This is a genomic window from Gemmobacter denitrificans, from assembly GCF_036964905.1.
GTDB lineage: Bacteria > Pseudomonadota > Alphaproteobacteria > Rhodobacterales > Rhodobacteraceae > Gemmobacter > Gemmobacter denitrificans.
On record NZ_JBALHR010000005.1, the window covers coordinates 45,792 to 70,349 of the forward strand.

24 protein-coding genes and 1 tRNA gene are annotated in these 24,558 nt (G+C 63.6%); 18 read left to right on the top strand and 7 right to left on the bottom strand.

All coding sequences use genetic code 11. The features are described from left to right. The first annotated feature begins 52 nt into the window (after positions 1 to 52). From V6590_RS10350 to dctP, 6 genes are all read left to right on the top strand, one after another. Positions 53 to 1,210: an LLM class flavin-dependent oxidoreductase gene (locus V6590_RS10350; RefSeq protein WP_335422613.1), complete on the top strand. Its 1,158-nt coding sequence runs from the start codon at positions 53 to 55 to the stop codon at positions 1,208 to 1,210. Next, complete coding sequence (locus tag V6590_RS10355; RefSeq protein WP_335422615.1) at positions 1,210 to 2,100, top strand: aldo/keto reductase; 891 nt, start codon at positions 1,210 to 1,212, stop codon at positions 2,098 to 2,100. The genes V6590_RS10350 and V6590_RS10355 overlap by 1 nt, the downstream gene beginning before the upstream one ends. A 17-nt stretch (positions 2,101 to 2,117) precedes the next feature. Beyond that, positions 2,118 to 2,615 (top strand): flavin reductase family protein, encoded by a 498-nt coding sequence (locus tag V6590_RS10360; RefSeq protein WP_335422936.1) that lies wholly within the window; start codon positions 2,118 to 2,120, stop codon positions 2,613 to 2,615. Between the two features lie 65 nt (positions 2,616 to 2,680). After that, entirely contained in the window at positions 2,681 to 3,259 is a 579-nt protein-coding gene (locus tag V6590_RS10365; RefSeq protein ID WP_335422617.1) for a TRAP transporter small permease, read from the top strand. Next, positions 3,259 to 4,548, top strand: a complete 1,290-nt coding sequence (locus V6590_RS10370) for a TRAP transporter large permease (RefSeq protein ID WP_335422619.1) — start codon at positions 3,259 to 3,261, stop codon at positions 4,546 to 4,548. Before V6590_RS10365 ends, V6590_RS10370 begins: the two co-directional genes overlap by 1 nt. Before the next feature lie 32 nt (positions 4,549 to 4,580). Next, positions 4,581 to 5,642 (top strand): TRAP transporter substrate-binding protein DctP, encoded by a 1,062-nt coding sequence (dctP, locus tag V6590_RS10375; RefSeq protein WP_335422621.1) that lies wholly within the window; start codon positions 4,581 to 4,583, stop codon positions 5,640 to 5,642. 49 nt (positions 5,643 to 5,691) lie between these two features. On the opposite strand, the gene V6590_RS10380 is transcribed toward dctP, so the two are convergent. Continuing rightward, positions 5,692 to 6,918: an FAD-dependent monooxygenase gene (locus tag V6590_RS10380; protein WP_335422938.1), complete on the bottom strand. Its 1,227-nt coding sequence runs from the start codon at positions 6,916 to 6,918 to the stop codon at positions 5,692 to 5,694. 93 nt (positions 6,919 to 7,011) lie between these two features. Between V6590_RS10380 and V6590_RS10385 the strand changes: the two genes are divergently transcribed. Further along, positions 7,012 to 8,340, top strand: a complete 1,329-nt coding sequence (locus V6590_RS10385) for an amidase (RefSeq protein WP_335422623.1) — start codon at positions 7,012 to 7,014, stop codon at positions 8,338 to 8,340. Positions 8,341 to 8,375: 35 nt separating this feature from the next. Here the strand turns inward: V6590_RS10385 and V6590_RS10390 are convergent, their stop codons facing one another. Both V6590_RS10390 and V6590_RS10395 read right to left on the bottom strand, forming a co-directional pair. Beyond that, entirely contained in the window at positions 8,376 to 9,353 is a 978-nt protein-coding gene (locus tag V6590_RS10390) for an Ldh family oxidoreductase (protein ID WP_335422625.1), read from the bottom strand. 76 nt (positions 9,354 to 9,429) lie between these two features. Further along, positions 9,430 to 10,470 carry a trans-3-hydroxy-L-proline dehydratase gene (locus tag V6590_RS10395; RefSeq protein WP_335422627.1) on the bottom strand — a complete coding sequence of 347 codons (1,041 nt, stop codon included), beginning with the start codon at positions 10,468 to 10,470 and terminating at the stop codon, positions 9,430 to 9,432. A gap of 170 nt (positions 10,471 to 10,640) precedes the next feature. Between V6590_RS10395 and V6590_RS10400 the strand changes: the two genes are divergently transcribed. Both V6590_RS10400 and V6590_RS10405 read left to right on the top strand, forming a co-directional pair. Further along, positions 10,641 to 11,315, top strand: coding sequence for a GntR family transcriptional regulator (locus tag V6590_RS10400; protein ID WP_335422630.1), 675 nt, complete (start codon positions 10,641 to 10,643; stop codon positions 11,313 to 11,315). A 192-nt stretch (positions 11,316 to 11,507) separates the two neighbouring features. Further along, complete coding sequence (locus tag V6590_RS10405; protein ID WP_335422632.1) at positions 11,508 to 12,713, top strand: aminopeptidase P family protein; 1,206 nt, start codon at positions 11,508 to 11,510, stop codon at positions 12,711 to 12,713. 48 nt (positions 12,714 to 12,761) lie between these two features. On the opposite strand, the gene V6590_RS10410 is transcribed toward V6590_RS10405, so the two are convergent. Then, on the bottom strand, positions 12,762 to 13,457 hold the full coding sequence (locus V6590_RS10410; RefSeq protein ID WP_335422634.1) for a L,D-transpeptidase: 696 nt from the start codon (positions 13,455 to 13,457) through the stop codon (positions 12,762 to 12,764). Between the two features lie 568 nt (positions 13,458 to 14,025). Between V6590_RS10410 and V6590_RS10415 the strand changes: the two genes are divergently transcribed. After that, entirely contained in the window at positions 14,026 to 16,179 is a 2,154-nt protein-coding gene (locus tag V6590_RS10415) for an esterase-like activity of phytase family protein (RefSeq protein ID WP_335422636.1), read from the top strand. Between the two features lie 145 nt (positions 16,180 to 16,324). Further along, positions 16,325 to 17,146 (top strand): L,D-transpeptidase, encoded by an 822-nt coding sequence (locus tag V6590_RS10420; RefSeq protein ID WP_335422941.1) that lies wholly within the window; start codon positions 16,325 to 16,327, stop codon positions 17,144 to 17,146. A 69-nt stretch (positions 17,147 to 17,215) separates the two neighbouring features. Here V6590_RS10420 and V6590_RS10425 read toward each other — a convergent pair whose 3' ends face one another. Then, entirely contained in the window at positions 17,216 to 17,740 is a 525-nt protein-coding gene (locus V6590_RS10425) for a YbjN domain-containing protein (RefSeq protein WP_335422637.1), read from the bottom strand. Positions 17,741 to 17,859: 119 nt separating this feature from the next. Then, a complete protein-coding gene (locus tag V6590_RS10430) occupies positions 17,860 to 18,201 on the bottom strand; it encodes a cupin domain-containing protein (protein WP_335422639.1) in 342 nt (113 codons plus the stop codon). Positions 18,202 to 18,367: 166 nt separating this feature from the next. Between V6590_RS10430 and panB the strand changes: the two genes are divergently transcribed. From panB to V6590_RS10450, 4 genes are all read left to right on the top strand, one after another. Continuing rightward, complete coding sequence (gene panB, locus V6590_RS10435; protein WP_335422641.1) at positions 18,368 to 19,207, top strand: 3-methyl-2-oxobutanoate hydroxymethyltransferase; 840 nt, start codon at positions 18,368 to 18,370, stop codon at positions 19,205 to 19,207. Continuing rightward, positions 19,204 to 20,043 (top strand): pantoate--beta-alanine ligase, encoded by an 840-nt coding sequence (panC, locus tag V6590_RS10440; RefSeq protein ID WP_335422943.1) that lies wholly within the window; start codon positions 19,204 to 19,206, stop codon positions 20,041 to 20,043. The genes panB and panC overlap by 4 nt, the downstream gene beginning before the upstream one ends. 163 nt (positions 20,044 to 20,206) lie before the next feature. Continuing rightward, positions 20,207 to 20,283, top strand: a tRNA-Arg gene (locus V6590_RS10445). Positions 20,284 to 20,887: 604 nt separating this feature from the next. Beyond that, complete coding sequence (locus V6590_RS10450; RefSeq protein ID WP_335422643.1) at positions 20,888 to 21,358, top strand: GNAT family N-acetyltransferase; 471 nt, start codon at positions 20,888 to 20,890, stop codon at positions 21,356 to 21,358. A 164-nt stretch (positions 21,359 to 21,522) separates the two neighbouring features. Here V6590_RS10450 and V6590_RS10455 read toward each other — a convergent pair whose 3' ends face one another. Next, on the bottom strand, positions 21,523 to 22,011 hold the full coding sequence (locus V6590_RS10455; RefSeq protein WP_335422645.1) for a peroxiredoxin: 489 nt from the start codon (positions 22,009 to 22,011) through the stop codon (positions 21,523 to 21,525). An 86-nt stretch (positions 22,012 to 22,097) separates the two neighbouring features. Between V6590_RS10455 and V6590_RS10460 the strand changes: the two genes are divergently transcribed. The 3 genes from V6590_RS10460 to V6590_RS10470 are packed head-to-tail and all read left to right on the top strand — an operon-like array spanning position 22,098 to position 24,516. Next, complete coding sequence (locus V6590_RS10460; protein WP_335422647.1) at positions 22,098 to 23,303, top strand: NAD(P)/FAD-dependent oxidoreductase; 1,206 nt, start codon at positions 22,098 to 22,100, stop codon at positions 23,301 to 23,303. Continuing rightward, complete coding sequence (rsmD, locus tag V6590_RS10465; protein WP_335422649.1) at positions 23,300 to 23,869, top strand: 16S rRNA (guanine(966)-N(2))-methyltransferase RsmD; 570 nt, start codon at positions 23,300 to 23,302, stop codon at positions 23,867 to 23,869. The genes V6590_RS10460 and rsmD overlap by 4 nt, the downstream gene beginning before the upstream one ends. Further along, positions 23,866 to 24,516: an HAD family hydrolase gene (locus V6590_RS10470; RefSeq protein WP_335422651.1), complete on the top strand. Its 651-nt coding sequence runs from the start codon at positions 23,866 to 23,868 to the stop codon at positions 24,514 to 24,516. The genes rsmD and V6590_RS10470 overlap by 4 nt, the downstream gene beginning before the upstream one ends. Positions 24,517 to 24,558: the final 42 nt, after the last annotated feature.

Genomic DNA, 24,558 nt, shown 5'->3' on the forward strand with positions numbered 1-24,558 from the left:
TCATTCGCGATGCTACGCAAGTGCAAAGATGTATCCCAGAGTGAGAGAATCGATGACCATCGTGCCCGTCACCTCCGCCGATCTGGACGCAGCCGAGGTGAGCTGGTTCGCAGCCCTTTGTTCGGATGATTATCAGTTTCTGGGTCAGCCTGACGGGGCGCTGCGGTCATCATGGGCGCATTGCAGCAGCATCGTGCAGCGCGCCGAAAGCCACGGGTTTCGCAATATCCTGTGCCCGTCATCCTATCAGGTCGGGCAGGATACTTTGTCTTTCGTGGCAGGCTGCGCGCCGATCACGCAGTCGATCAACTTCCTCGCCGCGATCCGCTGCGGTGAAATGCAGCCGGTGATGCTGGCGCGCACGGTGGCCACGCTGGATCACATGCTGAGGGGGCGGCTGACGCTGAATGTCATTTCATCGGATTTCCCGGGTGAGGTGGCTGACAGTGCCTATCGCTACAAGCGCAGCCATGAAGTGGTGGAAATCCTGCGGCAGGCCTGGACGCGCGATCACATCGAATATGACGGCGAGATTTACAAGATTTCGAAACTGACCGCCGATCCGGCCAAACCCTATCAGCAGAATGGCGGGCCCTTGCTGTATTTCGGCGGCTATTCCCCCGATGCGCTCGAACTCTGCGGGGCGCAATGTGACGTCTATCTGATGTGGCCGGAAAAGCGCGAAACACTGGCCGAACGGATGCGCGCCGTTCACGCCCATGCCGCGGCCCATAACCGCACGCTGGATTACGGATTGCGTGTGCACATGATCGTGCGCGACACCGAGGCCGAGGCGAAGGACTATGCCGAATACATCTCCAGCAAGCTGGATGATGAATATGGCAAGCTGATCCGCGACCGCGCGCATGACAGCATCAGCCTTGGCGTGGCGCATCAGGCGCGGGCGCGCGAACTGGCCGATCAGTTCGGCTATATCGAACCGCATATGTGGACAGGCATCGGGCGGGCGCGCTCTGGCTGTGGCGCGGCGCTGGTCGGATCGACCGACCAGATCCTGTCGGAGATCGAGGCCTATCAGAAGATGGGTATCCGGGCCTTCATCTTTTCGGGCTATCCGCATCTGGATGAAGCCGATCACTTCGGCACAAAGGTGTTGCCGCAGCTGAAGAGCTGTTCGTTGCCGCATGCCTATGGCCGCGTGCCAACCGATACCCCTGCAACGCCCTTGGGCAACGGAGTGCGCCGCTGATGGAACGAGTATCGCTTGGACCGATCAACCTGTCGCGCCTGGTCTATGGCATGTGGCGGCTTGGGGATGACGCCGATACCAGCCCGGCCCATGTGCAGGCCAAGATCGAGGCCTGCCTGAACCAGGGCATCACCACCTTCGATCAGGCCGATATCTATGGCGGCTATACCGCCGAGGCGATCCTCGGCGCAGCCCTGCGCGCGGCCCCTGCCCTGCGCGACCAGATGGAAATTGTGACGAAATGCGACATCGTCGCCCCGGTCGGGCGCCACGCCGCCGCGCGGGTCAAATATTACGACAGCTCTGCGGCGCATATCACGGCCTCGGTCGAGGCGTCGCTGCGTGACATGGCGATTGATGTGATCGACCTGCTGCTGATCCATCGTCCCGATCCGCTGATGGATCATCATGAAACCGGCGCGGCACTGGATGCGCTGGTCGCCTCGGGCAAGGTGCGCGCCGTCGGCGTGTCGAATTTCCGGCCCTGGGATGTGCGGTTGCTGCAATCGGCCATGCACACGCGGCTGGCCACCAACCAGATCGAACTGAGCCTTGCGGCCCATGACGGGTTCACCAACGGCGATGTGGCCTTTCATCAGGAACAGGGCACGCCGATCATGGCCTGGTCGCCGCTTGCAGGTGGGCGCCTGCTGGCCGAGGCGGATGCCAGCCTGCGCATCCGTCTGGCCGAGATCGGGACCGCGCATGGCACCGACTGGTCTGCCGTGGCCGTCGCCTGGCTGCTGCGCCATCCTGCCCGCATCCTGCCGGTTCTGGGCACCAACAGCCTGACGCGCATCGCCGGGATCAGCGATGCGCTGAAAGTGCCGATGGACCGGGTCACCTGGTTTGAACTTTACAGCCTTGCCCTCGGGCGCGAGGTCGCCTGATGGCGGATGGCGGCTCCCTGACAGACGAAGGCTTCGTGCCGACCGCAGACAGCGCCCGCGCCTTTCGCGATGCGCTTGGCCAGTTTGCCACCGGCGTGACCCTTGTCACGACCGAAGGACCGTCGGGTCCGACCGGCTTTACCGCCAACAGCTTTTCCAGCTTGTCGATCGACCCGCCACTGGTTTTGTGGTCGGTCGCCCGATCGGCCCGGCGCTTTCCGGTATTCGCCACGGCCCGGCACTTTGCCATTCATGTGCTGGCAGCGGATCAAGACGGGCTGATCGCGCGGTTTGGCCGCGAAGGCCCGGGGTTTTCGGGCCTTGACCATCAGCGCGGCGCGCATGGGGTTCCGCTGATCCCCGGTGCATTGGCGCGGTTTGAATGTGAACTGCACACGACCCACGAGGGAGGCGATCATCTGATCGTCGTGGGTCGGGTGATGCGGGCGCTGTGCCCGGGCGGCAGGCCATTGGTCTTTGCCCAGGGCAGGATGGGTCGCTTTGCCAGCCATTAGGCCCGCTGGCTGACGGCATCCCGGCGTTTCGTCGGGGTGAAACGGGGGGAGGACGGCGTTTGGGAATGTTCTTGGGACTGACCAATGGCTTGGGCGCGGTGAATGCCGCGCTTCTGGCGCTTGGTCGCTGGTTGGGGGCGATCTGCGTAGCCCTGATGGTTGTCTTTATCCTGCTGCAGGTAGGGCTCAGGTTTTTTGACAACGCCCCGGCTTGGACAGAAGAAGCCACCCGGTTCCTGATGCTGTGGATGACTGGGCTGATGGCCCCGACCGCCCTGCGTCGGGGCGGGTTCGTGTCGATTGAAATGCTGGTCCGGCTGCTGCCCGAACGGGCGGCGGCGCTGTTGTCGCTGGTGCTGCTGGGTCTTTCGCTGACGATCCTGATTTCAGGGCTGCAGATCGGCTGGTCTGAAGTCACCGGTCTGGGCGGGCGGTTCAGCACAGACAGCCTCTGGCTCCCCGCGCTGGATTTCAGCGGCTGGTTCAAGGTGCCGAAGTCCTGGATGATGGCTTCGCTGGTGGTCGGGCTGACCCTGATGATCCTTGTCTGCGTCGAGTTGATGCTGCGCGCCATGGCCACACTGGCGGGGGCGGGCGCTGGCCTTCACCTGATCCCCGAAACCGCCGTCGGGGGGACCGAGTGATGCTATCCTTCTTCCTGCCGCTGTTTCTGGTGTTCCTGCTGCTGGGCCTGCCGGTCTTCTTCGGTCTGCTCGCGGCCCCTGCGCTGTTGTTGTGGCTGAACGGGCAGGAACGCGACATCGTTCTGCTGTACCGCAATGTCTATAACGGGATGGACAGCTTTCCGCTGATGGCGATCCCGTTCTTCATGCTGGCGGGCGAGGTGATGAACCGGTCCAACATCACGCTGCGGCTGGTTGAATTCAGCCAGGCGCTGATGGGCCATCTGCGCGGCGGGCTGGCGCATGTGAACGTGCTGTCGTCGATGCTATTTGCGGGCCTGTCCGGATCGGCCGTGGCGGATGTGTCGGCCCTGGGGTCCATGCTGATCCCGGCGATGGAAAAGCAGGGCTATACCCGCCGCTTTGCGGCAGCCATCACGGCCGCCAGTTCGATCATCGGGCCAATCATCCCGCCTTCCGGGATCATGATCATCTATGCCTATGTGATGGGTGAAAGCGTGGCCGCGCTGTTTCTGGCGGGCATCGTGCCGGGTATCCTGATCGGGGGCGGGTTGATGCTGGTCATCCATCTGATGGCCGATCATTACGACCTGCCGGCCCGCACCCGCCGCGCCACCTGGGGCGAGCGGGGTCATGCCAGTTTGCGCGCCGTCTGGCCGCTCTTGACGCCGGTCATCATCCTGGGCGGAATCCTGAGTGGCGGGTTTACCCCAACCGAAGCCGCCGCCGTGGCCGTAGGCTATTCCACCTTCATCGGCTTTTTCGTGCTGCGCAGCCTGAAATGGGCCGACATTCCCGATGTGCTGACGCGGGCGGGCATGACCTCTGCCGTCGTGCTGTTGCTGGTTGGTGCCGCGATGGCGTTCAAGACAGTGGCCAGCCTGAGCCATACGCCGGAACTGCTGGCATCCATCATCCTCGGCCTGTCGGACAATCCGCTGATCCTGCTGTTCCTGATCAACGTCCTTTTGTTCATCGTGGGCATGTTTCTGGATGCAGGCCCGGCCATCATCATCCTTGGCCCGATTCTGGGGCCGATCTTTGTATCGCTGGGTGTGGATTCGGTGCATTTTGCCATCATCATGGCCGTGAACCTGACCGTGGGCCTGCTGACACCCCCGATGGGGCTGGTGCTGTTCGTCACCTCTTCCGTGTCGGGCCTGCGGGTGGAAACCATCGCCCGGGCAACGCTGCCCTTCCTTGCCGTCGAAGTGCTGGTGATTTTCCTGATCACCTACATCCCCGCCATCAGCCTGACGGTTCCGCGACTGTTCGGCTTTGTCCAGTAACACCTGAATCAAAAACCAAAAGGGAGAAGACGATGTTGATGAAATCACTGAAATCCGCGGTCATGGCCGCGCTGCTGGCCGGGACGGCGGGGGGCGCATTGGCACAAGAGCTGACCCTGCGCGCCACGGCGAATTCCAATGAGGCGGACGAAGATTACGACGGGCTGGTCGTCTTCAAGAATTATGTCGAAAATGCCTCGAACGGTGCCATCAAGGTCGAGCTGTTCATCGGCACCCAGCTTTGCGCCAAGGGCGATGAATGTCTGGCCGGTGTCGCCGACGGGTCGATCGACATCTACATCTCCACCTCTGGCGGGGCGGCGGGGCTGTTTCCCTATATTCAGGTGCTGGATCTGCCCTATCTGATGTCGGATGACCGGGTGGCAGAAACAGTGCTGACCGAAACCGATTTCACCAAAACCCTGCGGGACATGGCTCTGGCGGATTCGGGCAACAAGATCCGGCTGATGACCATCGGCAATACCGGCGGCTGGCGCAACTATGCCAATACCAAGCAGCGCGTTGCGACGCCGGCCGATCTGGCGGGTCTGAAGATGCGCACCGTGCCCGCCGATCTGCCGCAATTCCTGGCCACCACCCTGGGGGCTTCACCGACGCCGATTCCGTGGCCGGAACTGTTCACTTCGTTGCAGACGGGTGTGGTCGAAGGCACCGCCAATGGCGTTACCGACATCATGTCGATGAAATTCACCGATGCCGGCGTGAAATACATGACGCTGGACGGCCATTCCTACATGGGGGCCTTCTGGTGGATGGGTCAGGATCGCTTTGCATCCCTGACCGATGCGCAAAAGCAGATCGTGGTGGATGGGTTCGCAGCCCTGCAGCAGGCCACGTTCGCCAGCCCGAAGCGCAAGGAAATTCAGGCCTATGCCGATTTCAAGGCCGCCGGTGGCGAGGTATATGTGCCCACTGCCGAAGAAAAGGCCGCCTTCAAGGCTGCCGTTGCCCCGGTGATGGATTGGTTCAAGACCAATGTGAAAGGCGGGCCAGAGGTTCTGGCCGCATTCGAAGCCTCGGTCGCCACGGCGCAGGCGGCTGTTGACGCCGACCGCGCGCGCGAGTTGCAGTAACCGTGCCTTGATACCTTGCCAGCCCCCGCATCGGGGCTGGCAGATCAGGTCAGATCGACTGCCCGGCCAGCAGTTTTGGCAGATCGCCCGTCAGCCCTGCGGCCTGCCGCATGAAACCGCGCCGCAGACCCGGCAGCGCATTCACCGCCCCCAGACCCAGATCACGCCCCAGCCGCAACAGCGAGTTGTTGTTGGAAAACAGCCGGTTGACCGTATCCATGCCCAGGGCAAGCGCCGTGCTGTCAAACCGCCGCCAGCGTTGATACTGGTCCAGCGTAACGGGGCTGCCAATATCATCGCCGCGCCGCGCGGCCTCGATCACCACCTGCGCAAGGGCTGCCACGTCGCGCAGCCCAAGGTTCAGCCCCTGCCCTGCAATCGGATGCACGCCATGAGCCGCATCGCCCACCAGCGCCAGCCGGTCTCCGATGAAGCGGTTCGCCAGCGTCAGGTTCAGCGGATAGGTGAAGCGGGCACCTGCCAGGGCGATCTCGCCCAGAAAATCCCCGAAACAGGGCCTGAGCGTCGCCAGATAGCCCGCATCATCCAGCGCCTGAATGGCTGCGGCGCGGCTGTCGCTTTCGCTCCACACGATGCTGGAATGATGCCCGCCCGCCAGCGGCAGAATGGCCAAAGGTCCGGCAGGCATGAAAAACTGATGCGCTGTACCCTGATGGTCCTTTTCATGCCGGATCGCCGTGACCAGCGCCGTCTGGCCGTAGCCCCAGCCCGTGCGCCGGATGCCTGCCCGCGCCGCCACGCCAGATTGCCGCCCATCGCAGCCCAGCAGCAGGCCCGCGCGCAGAGTGGCGCCTGACGCGAGCGACACCGAAATTCCCTGTGCGTCAGCAACCTGCGCCACCACCGTTTCGCCCGATATCAGCGTGATCGCCGGGCTGTCCCGCATCGCCTCGAGAAAGGCTGCATAGAGGTGGCGGTCTTCGACCATGAAACCCATCGGGCCTTCTTCGAGTTCCGCCGAATCAAAGCCCAGCCAGAGCGGCGATGGGCCAAGCCCTGCCACCCCGTCGCTGGCCTTGATCTTCAGAATCGGCTGATGCGCAGCAATGCGCGGCCAGACGCCGGTCACCGACAGAAGCCGCTTTGACGCCAGCGCCAACGCATAGGCCCGGCCATCGAAGCCCGCCTCGGCCCGTTGCGGCGCGGGGCGCGCATCGACCACGGTCACCCGCATCCCGCCCTGCGCCAATGCCAGTGCCAAGGCAGGGCCATTAAGCCCGCCACCCGCGATCAGAATGTCACAATCCATTGTCATGCCCTGCAATATGGCCCGTTCAGCGGGATTGTCCATGCGCGCTTGCGTCGCTAGCGTGGGGCGAAATCTTGGGATGTAGCAGGGGGATGCGGTATGGCGAAATGGCTGGGACGAACGGCGGCAGATCTGGGCCGTGCGATCGAGGCGGGCAAACTGCACCCTGTCGATCTGGTGGAATCCTTTCTAGCGGCCATCGCTAACCACCCCGATGGCACCCGTATCTATGCCCGCACCACACCACGCCGCGCGCGATCCATGGCGATGGCGGCGGCAGGGCGCGCGAAATCCGGCACAAGGATCGGTTTGCTGGATGGCGTGCCGATCAGCTGGAAAGACAATTTCGATGCCGCCGGTGCGCTGTGTGAGGCGGGGTCGGCGCTGCTGAAGGGCCGCGTCCCGACAGAGGATGCCGAGGTGCTGCACACCGCCACGGCGCAGGGTCTTGTCTGCCTTGGCAAGACACATATGACGGAATTGGCCTTTTCAGGCCTTGGGCTGAACCCGATCACGGCCACTCCGCCCTGCATCAACTTTGCCGAAGCGGTGCCGGGCGGGTCATCCTCCGGAGCGGCGGCCTCGGTTGCCTTCGGGCTGGCACCCGCCGCCATTGGCAGCGATACGGGGGGATCGGTGCGTATTCCGGCCGCCTGGAACGATCTGGTCGGGCTGAAAACCAGCTCGGGGCGCTTGTCTGCCCGGGGCGTTGTGCCGCTGTGCGAAAAGTTCGACACAGTTGGCCCGCTGGCCCATACGGTGGAAGATTGCGCGCTGCTGCTGGCGGCACTTGAAGGCAGCAAGCCCGCCGATCTGTCGGGCGTCACCCTGGCGGGTGCCCATCTGATGGTGCTGGAAACCGTGGCGCTGGAAGATCTGCGCGATGCCCCGGCCAAAGGGTTCGAAGATGCGCTGGCCCGGATCGTCACTGCCGGGGCCCGTCTGACCCATGCCGCCCGCCCCGAAGTGGCCGAGGCGATGGCGATGGCCGGGCAGGTCTTCACGCCCGAGGCCTGGGGCATCTGGTCGGACACCATCGAAAACGCGCCGCAGAAGATGTTCCCGCCGGTGCTGGAACGCTTCCGGTCTGGTGCAGCCGTGTCAGCGGCGACCTATGTCGCGGCCTGGCGGCGGCTGGAAGTACTGCGCCGCATCTGGGCCGCTGCAACGGCGGGCTTTGATGCGGTTGCGGTGCCCACTTCGGCCATCCTGCCCCCAGATGCCCGGCGCCTGCTGGAAGACCCGGCTTATTTCGCCGCCGAAAACCTGCTGGCCCTGCGCAACACGCGCATCGGCAACCTGATGGGGCTATGTGTGCTGACCCTGCCTACGGCCCAGCCGTCCTGCGGGATCAGCCTCATGGCCCCCCCGGGGCAGGAAGAACGGCTGTTGCGGCTGGGGTCTGCGGTCGAACGCGCGCTTGGCTGAACGCCCCTGACACCCCTGCCGCGCCGGACGCCCGATCAGCCCCCGGCAAGGCGCGTGAGCTCGTCGATCACCTTGGGATCGACAGGCACGGCTTCGGGTCTGGCCTGACGCTGGCCGGGCACATGCAGGCCAAGCGCCGCCAGCCTGTCCAGTTGCGCGGACAGACGGCCCGGAAAATCCGGCGCACACAGGCCGGGCGATAGGGCCAGAACCACCATGCCACTACCGGGCGGCTCATGGCCCGTCAGGAAATGGCCCGTGTCAAGCGACCAGCGCCCGCCTGTCAGGCCCGCAGCCAGCACCTCGACCATCAGCGCGATATTGGCCCCCTTGTAGCCACCAAAGGGCAAAAGGGCGCCGGTGATCGCCGCCGTGGGATCGGTGGTCGGGCGACGGTGGACATCCTGAGCCCAGCCTTCGGGCAGGTTTTGCCCCGCCGCGGCGGCGCGCAGGATGTTGACGAAGGCGGTAGCACTGCTCGCCTGATCGATCACAAGCGGGGGGCGGTCTGCGGGCAAAGGGGCCGCAAAGGCCAGCGGGTTGGTGGAAAAGGCCTTTCCACCGCCCGCCGCCACCGCCATCAGCGCATGGGCATTGCCCGCCGCAAGGCCGATCAGCCCGCTCTCGGCCAGACGGCGGACGAAATACCCCAGTTCGCCCGCAGGATAGCAATTCCGCTGTACCAGCAAGGCAAGCCCGAAATCCTGTGCCCTTTGCGCCAGTTCGGCAAAAGCCAGATCGAAGCCGTGCTGCGCTACCCCTCCATCGGCGTCGATGCGCATCAGGGCCGGGGCAGGGCTGTCGATCCGGGGCTGCGCCGCCCCCCGGATGCGGCCTTCACGCAGGCTGTGCAAATGGTCGATCAGATGGGCCAGCCCCACTTCCTGCCGTCCGGCGCGGCAAGCCGACACGCTGGCGCGGGCCAGCGACTGCGCCATGTCCGCGCCCGCCCCGCAAGCCAGACAGGCCCGTTCGGCCAGCGCGATCAGATCGGACTGTGGATAGTGCTGCATCTTTCCCCCGGCATCACGGAAACGGCCCGCAGGCCAGCCTTGGCCGCTCAAGCCTGACACCTGATTGTTGGTCCTGTCACCGGGCCTTCGCCTTCATGGGCCAGGTATCGGCGATCCTGTAGCCTTCGGGCCATGGATCGTCAGGGTCCAGCATGTGCTGATGCGTGCCCGTGACCCAGGCCCGACCGCTGATCTGGGGCCGGATCGCCGGCAAGGAACCCACCTGCGTGGTGCCAAGGATCTTGCCATGGAATTCCGATCCGATGATCGACACCCCGGTCAGACTGTCCCCCACCGCCATTTCACCCTTGGCATGCAGCAGTGCCATACGGGCCGAAACCGCCGTGCCGGTGGGCGAACGGTCCAGCTTGCCCGGCTGGATCGACACCACCGATTTGGCCCGCAGCCCCGCTGCGTCACGCTGCAAGGCCCCAGCGAACAGGCAAAAGGAATGATGCGTCCAATCCGGCCGCTGCGGATGGTGAAATCCGATCTGCCGGTTGGCCGCATCTGTGATCTTCACCCCCAGCATGGCCAGATCGCGGGCTTCATCCACCTGAAGCCCAAGACCGAGCGCGGCAGCATCGACCACGACGAAACTGTCACCGCCAAAGGCCGTATCAACCTGCAGCGTGCCCAGCCCTTCGACCTCCAGCGGAATACCGATTTGTCCGGCGAATGAGGGCAGGTTTTCCACCGTGATCCGCTCGGCCTTGCCATTGCGACAGTCAGCGACCACGCGGACCAGCCCGCCCGGCGCCTCCAGCACCAGTTCGGTGCGCGGCTCCTGCATGGGCAGGATGCCGGTATCCAGCAGAACCGTCGCCACGCAGATCGAATTTGATCCCGACATCGGCGGGGTATCTTCGGGTTCCATGATGATCCACGCGGCTTGCGCCTGCGGATGGCGGGGCGGCACCAGCAGATTGACATGCCGAAACACCCCGCCACGCGGTTCATTCAGCATGAAATTCCGCAGGGTCTGATCCTGCGCGATCCACGACCGCTGATCCCAAAGGCTCGCCCCCGGCGGCGGGGTCACCCCGCCCACGATCACATCCCCCACCTCGCCTTCGGCATGGCAGGATACGACATGGATAATCTTGGAACTGCGCATCGGGGCCTCTTGAGAATGATCGCGGCAACACCTGCCGGATTGCGTGATTTGGAATATCGTATATGATAATTGCACCCCTTATCCATCCCTTTGGAAGGCAGACCGGGAATTTGCGCTGACAGCGCGCCTGCGCTAAGGCGAGACCAACCACAACGGCCAGGAGCCGCGCCATGTCTCTTTCCCTAGCCGGAGTGCCGGATCTCGGGTCGGTGCCCACAGCATCAGAGATCGTTCTGAAACACCTGCGCACTGCGATCGTGACCGGGGTGTTGGATGAAGGCGCGCCGATCCGCCAGGATGAGGTGGCCGCCCTGTTCAATGTCAGCAAGATCCCGGTGCGCGAGGCGTTGAAGCAACTGGAAGCCGAAGGGTTCGTCAGCTTTCAGCGCAATCGCGGCGCGGTGGTCGCGCGCCTGTCGGAACCGGAAATCGCGCAGATCTTCGAAGTTCGCGCCATGCTAGAGGCCAATGCGATCCGGCTTTCGGTGCCGCTGATGACCGGGGCCGATATCGCGCTGGCCGCGGCCCATGCGACGGACTTTGACCGCGAAACCGATGTGTCCAGATGGGCGGATCTGAACTGGGCCTTTCATTCCAGCCTCTATCTGGCTGCGGGTCGCCCCTATCTGCTGCAGATGATCCGCACGGTGAATGACCGGGTTGAACGCTATCTGCGGGTGCAACTGACCCTGTCGGGCGGGCATGAAACCGCGTCACGCGAACATGCGCTGATCCTTGCGGCCTGCCGTGATGGCGATGCCGACGGGGCGGCCTTGCTGGTGCAGGATCACATCATGGGGGCCTGCCGTTCGCTGCATCGGCATCTGCCACGCAAGGACGGCTGACCGGGCCGGCATGGCGATGGACAAGCCAGCCCTCAGTCGCTAATCTGTGGGCAGAGCCGGAGCGATGGCGTCGCTCCAGGGGCCGGATTGCCCCGCCGCTTGCAGGCGCTTGCCTGCCCAAGTCCTGTACGCCGGGACCTTTCGGGGTCTCGTGTCGCCAACAGGCCGGACCCCCATACAGAGGGTCTTGATATGACGGAACGTCCACAAATGTACCGCTTCCACCAGGGCGACCGGGTGCTGCCCTTTGCCGCGTCGGAATATGACGCGCGGCTGGCGGGGCTGCGCCGGATCATGGCGGATCAGGGGGTCGATGCCTGCGTCTTCACCTCCATGCACAACATCGCCTACTATTCTGGCTTTCTCTATTGTTCATTCGGGCGGCCCTATGGGCTCGTGGTCACTGCAGCCGAAAGCGTGACGATCAGCGCAGGCATCGATGCCGGTCAGCCTTGGCGGCGCTGCCATGGCGACAACATCACCTATACCGACTGGCAGCGCGACAATTACTGGCGCGCGATCCTGTCGGTCACCGGGCCGGGGCGGGTGATCGGGATCGAAGGCGATCACCTCACGCTGTTGCAATCGGACAAGCTGCGCGGTTTCCTGTCGCCATCCAGCACGGTGGACATTGCTCCCGCCACGATGCGGCAACGGATGCGGAAATCCTCGGCGGAACTGGAGATCATCCGCCACGGCGCCAATGTGGCCGATGTGGGCGGCTTTGCCATCCGCGATGCGGTCAAGGTCGGCGCACGCGAAATCGACATTGCCATGGCAGGCCGCGATGCCATGGAACTGGAAATCGCAAAACGCTTTCCCGATGCCGAATACCGTGACACCTGGGTCTGGTTCCAGTCGGGCATCAACACCGACGGCGCGCATAACCCGGTGACTGCGCGGCAATTGCAGCGCGGCGATATCCTCAGCCTGAACACCTTCCCGATGATCTCTGGCTATTACACCGCCCTGGAGCGCACGATGTTCGTGGGCGAGGTCGATCCGGCCAGCCTGAAAATCTGGGAGGCCAATGTCGCCGCCCATGAATATGGCATAAGCCTGCTGAAACCCGGAGCGACTTGCGCCGATGTGACGGCGAAGATCAACGCCTTCTTCGAGGAACGCCAGCTGCTGCAATACCGCACCTTCGGTTACGGCCACAGTTTCGGGGTTCTGTCGCATTACTATGGCCGTGAAGCCGGGCTGGAACTGCGCGAAGATATCGACACGGTGCTGGAACCGGGCATGGTGATCAGCATGGAACCGATGCTGACCATTGCCGACGGGCAGCCCGGCGCGGGCGGATACAGGGAACATGACATCCTGATCATCACCGAGGATGGCAATGAAAACATCACCAAATACCCCTATGGCCCCGCTTTCAACGTGGTGGGCTGACCCAGACCAAGGCCGCCGCCCTTCGGGGCGGCGGCACGGCGGGCGGGATCAATAGACGCCCACAAACCCCGGCGGCGGATCGGCAGGCAGGACCCGGACCGTGATGCCGTCGCGCACCCGGTCATGCAGGTCGATCACATCCTGATCGAGCAACCTCACACAGCCCGATGATACTGCCTTGCCCAGATATTTCGGCTCGCAGGCGCCATGGATGCGATACAGCGTGTCCTGCCCGTTCTGGAACAGGTAAAGCGCCCGCGCGCCCAGCGGATTGCCCGGCCCGCCCGGCATGCCGCCATTGGCGACCGAATAGGGCGCGAATTCGGGGCGGCGGGCGATCATGCTGTCCGGCGCCTTCCAGACCGGCCATTTGCGGCGGAACTGCACCCTTGCACTGCCTGACCAGGAAAAGGCCGCCGCACCGCTGCCCGCGCCATAGCGCAGCGCCCTGTCGCGACTTTGCAGCAGATACAGAAACCCCGTGCCCGGGCTGATGACAATGCTGCCCGGCGGATCGTCGGGATAGGGATTGGCCACTTCTTGCCGCCACAGATCGGGATGGATGATCCCTTCGGGCACGGCGGGAACCGGATGCGGTTCGGTCGTGATGGCCCCGTAGAACGCGGGCAATGGTGGCCATGCGGGGCCAGCAGGCAAAGCCAACGGCGGGCTTGGTTCGGGGCGCATGCACGCGGCAAGGCCAGAGGCCGCAGTCGCGGCCATGAAAGAACGACGGGTCAACATCTCTGCCCCCTTGGATGGTCTGACTTGTGCGCGGATCGCGCGGCGACGGCCTGTCAGACAGCGCGGGGCGGGCGACGAGGCGGGGCCTCTTGCCAATCGGCCGCAACGGGCGCGCCCTCTGGCTGACCCCAGGCCCGCTGGAAAGGCCCCTGCGGGGCAAGCCCCCCTGCCCCACCGGGCAGCAGATCGGTTCCGCACGGCCCGCCCGGAAGCACGGCCAAGCGGCAGCGATGCGGGCGGGACTGTGCCTCGTTGGGTTCTGCAAGGGCGGTAGCCTCGGCCTGCGCGGGCACTGAGAAACGGCCCAGGTTCCAACTGCCCCAAGGCAACAGGGTGACCAACAGCAACAGCAGGAACAGGCATCGGAACGGGCGCATGCCCTTGGGCTAGCAAACCAGGGCTGTGCCGTCCACCGCGCCGCCGATCACCCCGACACACGATCCCGCGAGCCGCACTCACAAGCCCGGCGTGCAGCCGGAGCTTTCGCGAAACCGTCACATCCGCTTCACGGCCCTGTTACCGCGCACCGTCATCCCTGCCCAAAACCCGCAAAATCATAGGATGGCCCATGCGTTTCCTGACCCTGACTTCCGTCTTGGCGCTTTGCTCTGCCCCGGCGATGGCCGACCCGGTCTTTACCCGGATCGCCAGCTTCGCCACGCCGATGAACATGGCCGAAGGTGAAGACCGCGCGCGCGAAACCAGCGCCGAGATCATCACCGCCAGCGATGATGGCATGACCCTGATCTATTCCGACAGCCCTTTGGGTGTGATCGGCCTGATCGACATCACTGACCCGCGCGCACCCAAGCCGCTGGGCAATGTCGATGTGGGGGGCGAGCCCACCACCGCACAGGTGATCGGCGGGCAGGTTTTCGTCGGCGTGAACACCTCGGAAAGTTATACTGCGCCTTCGGGCAAGCTGGTCACGGTCGATCTGGCAGGCAAATCGGTGGTGGCGGAATGTGATCTGGGCGGACAGCCGGATTCGGTCGCCCGCGCAAAGGATGGCAGCTTCCTGGCCGTCGCCATCGAAAACGAGCGGGATGAAGATGTGAATGACGGCGCGCTGCCGCAGATGCCGGCCGGTTTCGTGGTGAAACTGCCGGTCAAGGATGGCGCGGTCGATTGCGCGGGCCTGCAGAAGATCGAGGTCACCGGTCTGGCCGATGTGGCGGGCGATGACCCGGAACCGGAATTCGTCGCGGTGAACGACGCGGGCGAGATTGCAGTCACGCTGCAGGAAAACAACCATATCGTGATCATCGGTGCCGATGGCGCGGTTGCGGGCCATTTCAACGCAGGCAGTGTCGATCTGGTCGGGATCGACACCAAGAAGGATGGCGTGCCGGATTTCACTGGCAAGAAGGATGGCGCCCTGCGCGAGCCTGACGCGGTGAAATGGCTGGGCAATGACCGGCTGATCGTCGCCAATGAAGGCGATTGGGAAGGCGGCGCGCGCGGATTTACCGTGTTCAACCGTGATGGCAGCGTGGCCTATGAAAACGGGGCCGAGATGGAGCGCGCAATTGCCGCCATCGGCCATTACCCCGATCACCGCAACAAGAAGGGCGTGGAGCCCGAAGGTCTGGAAACCGGAACCTTCGGCGAAACCCCGATGGCCTTTGTCGCGGCGGAACGTGCCTCGATCGTGGCCGCTTATGACATGACCGATCCGGCAGCACCGAAGCTGGCGCAACTGATCCCCTCGGGCATCAGCCCCGAAGGCGTGGTGGCAATCCCGTCGCGCAATCTGCTGGTCACGGCCAACGAACTGGATCTGGTGGAAGATGGCGGCGTGCGCGCCCATGTCATGATCTATGAACTGGCCGAAGGCGTTGCGAATTATCCGACGCTGGTGGCCGATGAAGCCGCGCTTGGTTGGGCTGCCCTTTCGGGTCTGGCCACCGATCCGGCAACCCCGGGCCTGATGTATGGCGTGTCGGACAGCGTGCACGCCGGGGCGCCGACCATCTATACCATCGACGCCACACAGACCCCGGCGCGCATCACCGGCAAGCTTGTGGTCACCCGCGGTGGCCACCCGGCACAAAAGCTGGATCTGGAAGGCATCGCCGCGGATGGCGAGGGCGGGTTCTGGCTGGCCTCGGAAGGCCGCAGCGACAAGCTGTTCCCGCATGCGATCTATCATGTCGATGCCGAAGGCGCGATCGTGAAGGAAATCGCCTTGCCGCCGGAACTGCTGGCCCATGAAAAGCGGTTTGGTGCCGAAGGCATCGCCGTGCAGGGCAAGACCCTGTGGATCGCCATGCAGCGTGAATGGGGCGATGATCCCAAGGGCATGGTGAAGCTGGTGGCCTATGACACCGACGCCGAAACCTGGGGTGCCGTGCATTACCCGCTGGAAGCCCCGGCAGAGGGCCGCTGGATGGGCCTGTCGGAAATCACCATCGTGGGCGACTGGGCCTATATCATCGAACGCGACAACGGCACCGGATCGGATGCCGCCGTCAAGCACCTGACCCGCGTCGCGCTGGCCGATCTGAAGCCAGCCGAACTGGGTGGCACCCTGCCGGTGGTGAAGAAGGAACTGGTTCGCGACCTGATCCCCGATCTGAACCGCTGGAACGGCTATACCGCTGAGAAGGTGGAAGGTTTCGCGATCGACGCTGCCGGTCAGGCCTTCGTGGTGACCGACAATGACGGCACCAATGACAGCTCGGGCGAAACCCTGTTCTTCGGCCTTGGCGCGCTGAACTGATCTGCTGATCACTGCCAATGTGTCCCCCGGCTGCCATGGCCGGGGGATTTTGCATTTACCCTGTCACAAAGCTGTTGACCGGCAGGGTCCGTCCGCGCCTTTGTGGGCGCAAATCAACAGAGCCCCGAGTCTGAACGTGCCAAATCTGATTTCGCGCCTTGCCGCCCTGCTTTCCCTTCTTGTTCTGGCGGCTTGCGCCGGTGGACCCAAGGCCGCAGAACCACCGCCCGCCGTCCCGGGATATGAATCTGTCGAAGACGGCGGCTTTGTGATTCAGGCTGTCGATGCCCGCTACCTGTCGGGCAACATGCCACGGCAAGAGGTGGACTTCACCGGGGATGACAAGCCTGGCACCATCGTGGTGGACCCTCATTTCCGCAAGCTTTACTGGGTGATGGAAGGTGGGCGGGCCATGCGCTATTCCATTGCCGTGGGCCGGTCGGGGCTGGGCTTCCGGGGCTCGGCCGTCGTCGGGCGCAAGGCGGAATGGCCGAACTGGCAGCCGACCGCCAACATGATCCGCACCTTCCCCGAATTCTATGCCGAATATGCGGGTGGTTTGCCGGGCGGGCTGGAAAATCCGCTGGGGGCACGGGCGCTTTACCTGTATCGTGGCAAACGCGACACCTATTTCCGCATCCATGGAACGGTGGATGTCCGTTCCATCGGGCGGGCTACCTCGGCAGGCTGCATCCGGCTGTTCAATCAGGATATCATCGATCTATACAACCGCGTGCCCAACGGCACCCGCGTCCGTGTCCGCTCGCTGGAGGAATCGGAACGGCTCGAGGGCAAGTGGATGGAAGACGAATATGGCCTTCTGATCCCCTATGACGAATCCCGGATCGAAGAGATCAAGCAGAAGAAGGCCGAGCTCGAGGCGCAAAAGGCCGCCGAGGAAGCCGCAGCAGCGGCAGCGGAACAGACGGCGACGGCGGGCACGGATGCCGCAGCGCAACAGGGCTGATGCCTGCGCCCCTGAACACAAAGGCCCCGGTGAAAGCCGGGGCCTTTTGCTTTGCGCTGACCTACGGGCCTACCAGTTGATATGGGTCTTGAAATCGCCGACCAGACTGTCCCAAAGCACCAGATTGTCGCGAAAATTGTCGCGCGTCATGCCCCCTTCAAAATTCAGGTCCATTTCAAGATAGGGGTCGTTTTCGTCGTCGATATAGGCCTTGCCGAACCGCTTGCGCTTGTTCCAGTCGTTCATCGCGGGGGCATCCGACCCGGTTTCCAGATCGAACCCCGCTGAAAACTGGATGGCATCGCACTCTTGCCCATCGGTGCAGCCGTAAAAGTAGACCGAAAAATTGATACCCGCCGTCGCGGATTTGATCCGCGGATCGCCTTGACCATCTGTCGTCAATTCGGCGCGGTAGCCATGGTCGCGCATGGCATCGGCCAATCCGTCGGGATCGCTGGCCTGCAGCAATTGCCCGCTGCCTGTCGGCACTTTCGGATTGGGGTTCACGGCAGACCCCGTCGCTTGTGCCCAGGACGGGGTGGCCAGAAGGCAAAGCGACAAAGCGAGGATCGCGGGAAATTCATGGGCAGACATGGCCAACTCCGGCACAGGGATAATAACAAGTCGCAAACTGATGTGGCGGCAGCCTGCCCCCAGTGGCACATGGCGTCAAGCGGGGGCATGGTGCCGCCGCGCCCCGCAAGGCGGCAGGGTCAGGTCAGGATCACATAATCCTTCAACGTGGTTTCGACACATTCCCATGTGCCTTCAAATCCCGGGCGGATGATCCAGCTATCCCCAGCCCGCAGTGTCGTGGCATTGCCCGCGGCATCCGTCAGGATCGACACACCTTCATGGATATGGACATATTCCCATTCCGCGTAGGACACGCGCCATTTGCCCGGGGTGGATTGCCACATCCCGCTGTAAAGCCCGCCGCGCTCTTCGATGTTCCAGCTGGTATGGACGGGATCGCCCGCCAGAACCTTGTCCGGATCGGGGCGCGTCACTTCGGGGGCAACGGCGCTGCGGTCGATACGTTGCAAGGGGGTCATGGCTGTCTCCTGATGCGATGCTTGCCGAACCATGCTGGCGGGGCCCCTGCGTCGTCAAGCCTGCGACCCGGTGCCGCTGCGGCGCGGCGGGCAAGTTTCGCTGGTGCGGCACCCGGGGCACCGTTATACAGGGCTCCGGTTCCTCTTGAGGGAGAGCAGGAGAAACATGAGCGCATCCGCCCCCGTCCGTCCCGTGATGCCGGTCGATATCATGCACCGCAAGGGCGGAACGCCCATCGTCTGCCTTACCGCCTACACGACCCCGATGGCCCGGCTGGTCGATGCGCATTGCGATGTGGCGCTGGTGGGCGATTCGGTCGGCATGGTGCTGCACGGCATGCCCAGCACGCTGGGCGTGACCATGGACATGATGATCCTGCATGGCCGCGCCGTGGTAAAAGGCTGCCAAAAGGCAATGCCGGTAATCGACATGCCATGGGGCAGCTATGAGGAAAGCCCGCAACAAGCCTTTCGCAACGCCAGCCGGCTGATGGCCGAAACCGGCGCCCCTGCGGTAAAGCTGGAGGGCGGCAAGCATATGGCCGAAACCATCGCCTTCCTGACCCGGCGCGGCGTGCCGGTCATGGCCCATATCGGGCTGACCCCGCAATCGGTGAATGTGCTGGGTGGCTACAAGGTTGTGGGCCGCGAGGCCGAAGCCGGCAAGGTCATGGTCGATGCCGAAGCGGTGGAGGCATCGGGGGCCTTTGCGGTCGTGCTGGAAAAGGTGCCCGAGGGGCTGTCGGCCCGGGTCACGCAGCGCCTGCGCATCCCGACCATCGGCATTGGTGCCGGGCTGCGCTGTGACGGGCAGATCCTTGTGGTCGATGACATGCTGGGCATGTTTACCGAATTCCGCCCCAAATTCGTCAAGCGCTATGCCGATCTGGGTCGCACTGCCGACGAGGCGATCGCGAACTACGCCGCCGAGGTCCGCGCGCGCGCCTTCCCGCAGCCCGAACATGCCTTCCCGGATGTGCTGCCGCCCAAAGGGCCGAAAAGCTGATGCAAATTCTCAGGACTGTCGCCGAATTGCGTACCCGTGTGCGCGGCTGGAAATCCGATGGCAAACAGGTGGGGCTTGTGCCCACGATGGGCGCGCTGCACGAAGGACATCTGAGCCTTGTGCGGAGCGCAAAGCGCGGCTGCGACCGGGTGATCGTGACGATCTTCGTCAACCCGACCCAGTTCAACAGCCCGGAAGATCTGGAGAAATATCCCCGGACCGAAGATGTCGATGCGGCCCTTCTGGCCCGCGAAGGCGTGGATGTGTTGTTCGCCCCTTCGGTGGATGAAGTTTACCCCGCAGGTTTCAATACACGGGTCACGGTGTCAGGTGTCAGCGATGCGCTGGAGGGGGCGATGCGCCCCGGTCATTTCGATGGTGTGGCCACTGTGGTGGCCAAGCTGTTCGGCATGACGCAGGCCGATCGCGCCTATTTCGGCCAGAAAGATTGGCAACAGTTGCAGGTGGTCAAGCGGTTTGTGGCGGATCTGAACATCCCGGTGGAAATCGTCGGCTGCGAAACCGTGCGCGAGGCAGATGGGCTGGCGCTGTCGTCCCGCAATGTGCGGCTGGATGCTTTGTCACGGGCACAGGCCCCGGCGCTGTACCGGGTGATGGGCCGCGCTGCCACGGCCCTGCGCGATGGTGGTGATCTGGACACGACATTGGCGCAAGCCCGGACCGATCTGCTGCAGGCCGGGTTTGAAAAGGTCGAATATATCGATCTGCGCGCAACCTCGACCCTGGACCCGATCACACGGCTGGATGGCCCGGCGCGGCTTCTGGCGGCGGCCTGGATCGGCGGCGTTCGCCTGATCGACAATATCCCAGTCTGATCGCCCCTTGGGCATCCTGTAACCCGGCCCCGTCAGAAATGGCGGGGCTTTGTCATGTCATGCGATGATTTCAGGCCGATGACAAAATCGGCAAGGCTTTTGCAGGTTTGTGCATTTTGTCCCTTGCGTCCCCCCCGCGCTGCCGCTAAATCCCCCTCACAGTGGACCCGTAGCTCAGCTGGATAGAGCATCAGACTACGAATCTGAGGGTCGGGCGTTCGAATCGCTCCGGGTCCGCCACTCCACCACTTTGATATATCTGCATTATGATCCCATACCGGGCGATGGCAGATTATGGCGGACGTGCATACGCAGTTGCCGCGCAATCATCACCTTCTACTTTATCGGCCCGAGGTGTGGCACTGTTGCCGCGCGTCAGCTTTGTCGTGAAGATTTTCCTGAACGATCATTCCTGACGGCCTGAACGGATACGGGGGAGCACCTGCCCGCCCTTCAGTCCGAAGCGCCTGTCTGAATAAATCACCGCGTCCCTCTGGCTCCGGCGCGGTCCATGTGGCGGGCATAGGTGAAGGTCGTGCATGAGATCTGGAAAAACCCTCCCGCCCGCAGACAGCCCGGTCGATCACGACAATTCTTTTAGCTCCGCGCTGGCAAGCTGTGACCCTCTATGGCGGCAGCTCATCGCTGGCCGAGCATCGGCTCGTGGTTACCGTATCGCAGCATAGTCTGATCGCGCCATGTTTGGGCGGCAGCAGACCAAAGATCATGGCTTTCGCAATTGTCCGGTTTTTGAGGATCACATCAGATATGCCGGTTTCTGTCACAATCAAGGATTAGCACCGAACCCGTTGCGATCCTTTGCAAAGTGGAGAAATCTGGGGTCATGGATGAACCTGAACTGAGCATACGGCACGCAACCCAAAGCGACATCCCACGTTTGCTGGACCTCTATCAGCACCTTGTCCCCGATGACGAGCGTCCGGATGATTTGCGTGCCAATGACGCGTTTGCGCGCTTTCTCAGCTATACCGGTAGCGCAATTTTCCTTGGCGAGATTGGCGGCGTGCTTGTTGCGTCCTGCGCTCTGGTCGTCATTCCGAACCTTACGCGCAGAGCAAGGCCCTATGGTCTGATAGAGAACGTCGTGACCCATCGGGATCATCGAAACCGGGGATACGGACGGATGATCCTGAATGCCGCATCAGAGGCAGCATGGGCATCCGGCTGCTACAAGGTCATGCTGTTGACCGGCTCGACGGAGCGGGGCACGCTTGAATTCTATCGCAAGGCCGGGTTCGAACAGACAAAAACCGGCTTTCAGAAACGGTCTATCCCGGTTCGTACGGAAGAATGACGGCGGTTCCCCTATGTTCCAAAGAGGATCGGCCAGACCAATCTCTCTGCGCTGGCGGGCGCCGCGATCTGCACCGATCTGCCCGCGCCCATGATCCGCGCAGGCCACTGCCAGTGCTTTGCCCCAGAATGAAAAGGGGCCGGTCACACCGGCCCCCTGTGCGATCAGATCGCGTCCAGCAGCGCCTCGCCGCCCGAAATGCTGCACTGTCCGGGGCTGTCTTCGACCTGCAGCACCTTGACCACGCCATCTTCGGCATAAAGCGCATAGCGCTTGGACCGATCAATCAGCCCCGCTGGCGGGGCCGAGAACTCCAGCCCGATGGCCTTGGTGAATTCAGCCTGCGCATCGCCCAGCATGGTGATGCCCGCGGCATCTGCACCGGTGGCTTCGCCCCAGGCCTTCATCACGAAGGGATCATTGACCGAGACACAGATGATTTCATCCACGCCCTTGGCGGCAAATTTGTCCTTGGTGCGGATGAAGCTGGGCACATGCGCCGTGGTGCAGACGCCGGTATAGGCGCCCGGCAGACCAAAGATCACCACTTTGCGGCCTGCCAGTTTCGCGGCCAGATCCACCGCTTCGGGGCCCGCATCCCCCATCCGCAACAGGCTTGCGCCCGGAAGTTTGCTGCCCTCAGAAATCGTCATTTGCCAGTCCTCGCGCGTTGCGTTTCCGTCGCCCACAGTTATAGGGTCCGGGGCGAGGAAGGCCAGAGGGCAAAGGGGAGCGGAAGATGGCGCATTTCGTGATCGTGGGGGCCGGGCAGGCGGGGGCGGCGCTGGCGGCCAAGCTGCGCAGTGCGGGATTTGACGGCGACATCACCCTGATCGGCGAAGAACCCAGCCCCCCCTATCAGCGCCCGCCGCTGTCAAAAGCCTATCTTCTGGGCGAGATGGAGGAAGAACGGCTGTGGTTGCGCGGGGCCGATTTCTATGCCGAGAACCGCATCACCCTGCGGCTGGGCCAGCCGGTGACCGGCATTGATCCGGTCGCACGCCATGTGACGCTGGGCAGCGAAACCCTCCAGTATGACGAACTTGCGCTGACCACCGGGTCGGTGCCGCGCCGCCTGCCCGCTACCATCGGCGGCGATCTGGACGGGGTCTATACCGTGCGCACCCTGGCCGATGTCGATGCGATGCGGGCGCAGTTTCAGCCAGGCCGCCATGTTGTCATCATCGGGGGCGGCTATATCGGGCTGGAGGCTGCCGCCGTGGCTGCCAAGCTGGGCCTGAAGGTCAGCGTGGTGGAAATGGCCCCCCGCATCCTGCAGCGGGTGGCCGCGCCCGAAACCTCGGATCACTTCCGGGCGCTGCATCGCGCGCATGGCGTGGATATTCTGGAAGGCGTCGGCCTGGATCGCCTGCTTGGCGAAGGCCGCGTATCGGCAGCCCGACTGACCGACGGGCGCGACTTGCAAGCCGATTTCGTGATCGCAGGCGTGGGCATCCTGCCTGCCACCGCGCTGGCCGAACTGGCAGGCTGCGCGCTGGATAATGGCATCCGCACCGATGAATTCGGGCGAACCTCTGTGCCGCATATCTGGTCTGCTGGTGATTGCGCCAGCTTTCCGCATGGCGAGGGCCGGTTGCGGCTGGAATCGGTGGGCAACGCCATCGATCAGGCCGAGGCGGTGGCCGCCAACATGCTGGGGGCAAACCAGCCCTATCTGGCCAAACCGTGGTTCTGGTCGGATCAATATGATTGCAAACTGCAGATCGCCGGGCTGAACACCGGCTATGATCGCATCGTGACCCGCGGCCCGACCGGTGCAGCAGTCAGCTTCTGGTATTTCCGGGGCACCACGCTGCTGGCCGTGGATGCGATGAACGATCCGCGCGCCTATATGGTGGGCAAGCGGCTGATCGAAATGGGCCGCAGCCCCGACCCGGCGCTGGTTGCCGATACCACTGCCGATCTGAAGGGCCTGCTGAAGTGAGGATCGTCGGCGGCGCATCGCGGGGCCTGAAACTCGCCGATGTGGGGGCGGGTGACCCGCAGGCCCATCTGCGCCCGACGACCGACCGCGTGCGCGAGGCGATCTTCAACCTTCTGATCAATGGAAGGGTGGCGAAGTCGGGCGATCCGGTTGCCGGTGCCCGCGTGCTCGATCTGTTTGCCGGGACTGGCGCGCTTGGGCTGGAGGCGCTGTCGCGAGGCGCAGCGCGAGTGGCCTTTGTCGATGACGGCACGGCAGCAAGGGCGCTGCTTCGGCGCAATATCGAACTGATGCGGGCCATGGGCACCACCGATGTCTGGCGGCGCGATGCCACCAACATGGGCCCCAATCGCGGCGCGGGCTATGATCTGGTGTTTCTTGATCCGCCCTATGGTCAGGGCCTGGGCGAAAAGGCGCTGGCCTCCTGCATCGGTGGCGGCTGGCTGGCACCACGAGCGCTGATCGTCTGGGAAGAAAACACTGCCCCCCTTCCCCCGGACGGGTTCGAGGAAATCGACCAGCGCAGCTATGGTGACACGATCATCACCCTGCTGCGCGCGCCATGACCCCCGCCGCCGTTCTGTTCGATTGTGATGGCGTGGTGGTGGACAGCGAACCCGCCACCTTCGACCTTCTGGCCGAAGACCTCGCCGCGCGCGGCCTTGACCTGAGCCGGGCCGAAATGGAACAGCGTTTTCTGGGCGGCACCATCGAACGCTGCGGACGGATCGCTGCCGAACTCGGGGCCGATATTCCCGCAGGTTGGACCGCAGAGATTTACGAACGGCTTTATGACCGGCTGGCACAGGGCACTGCGCTGGTGGCTGGTGTGGCGCAGGTCTTCGATGCGCTCGATGCGGCGGGTATTCCCTATGCCATCGGATCAAACGGCACGATGCGCAAAATGGCCGTGACCCTGGGCCAGCATCCGGCGCTGCTGCAGCGGCTGACCGGCAGGTTGTTTTCCGGAATTGATCTGGGGATGCTGAAACCCGCGCCCGATCTTTATCTTCACGCCGCGCAAAACCTTGGGGTAGCGCCTGCTGCCTGCGTGGTCATCGAAGACAGCGCGACCGGTGCCCGTGCCGCCCAACGGGCCGGGATGCGCTGCATGGGTTATGCCCCCCATGGCGACGGGGCATCATTGCAGGCCGAAGGGGCGCAGATCTTCACCTCCATGGCCGAACTGCCCGCACTTCTTGGCCTGACCTGATCCCCACAAACGCCAACCGCCTTTATCTTGGCCCAAATATCC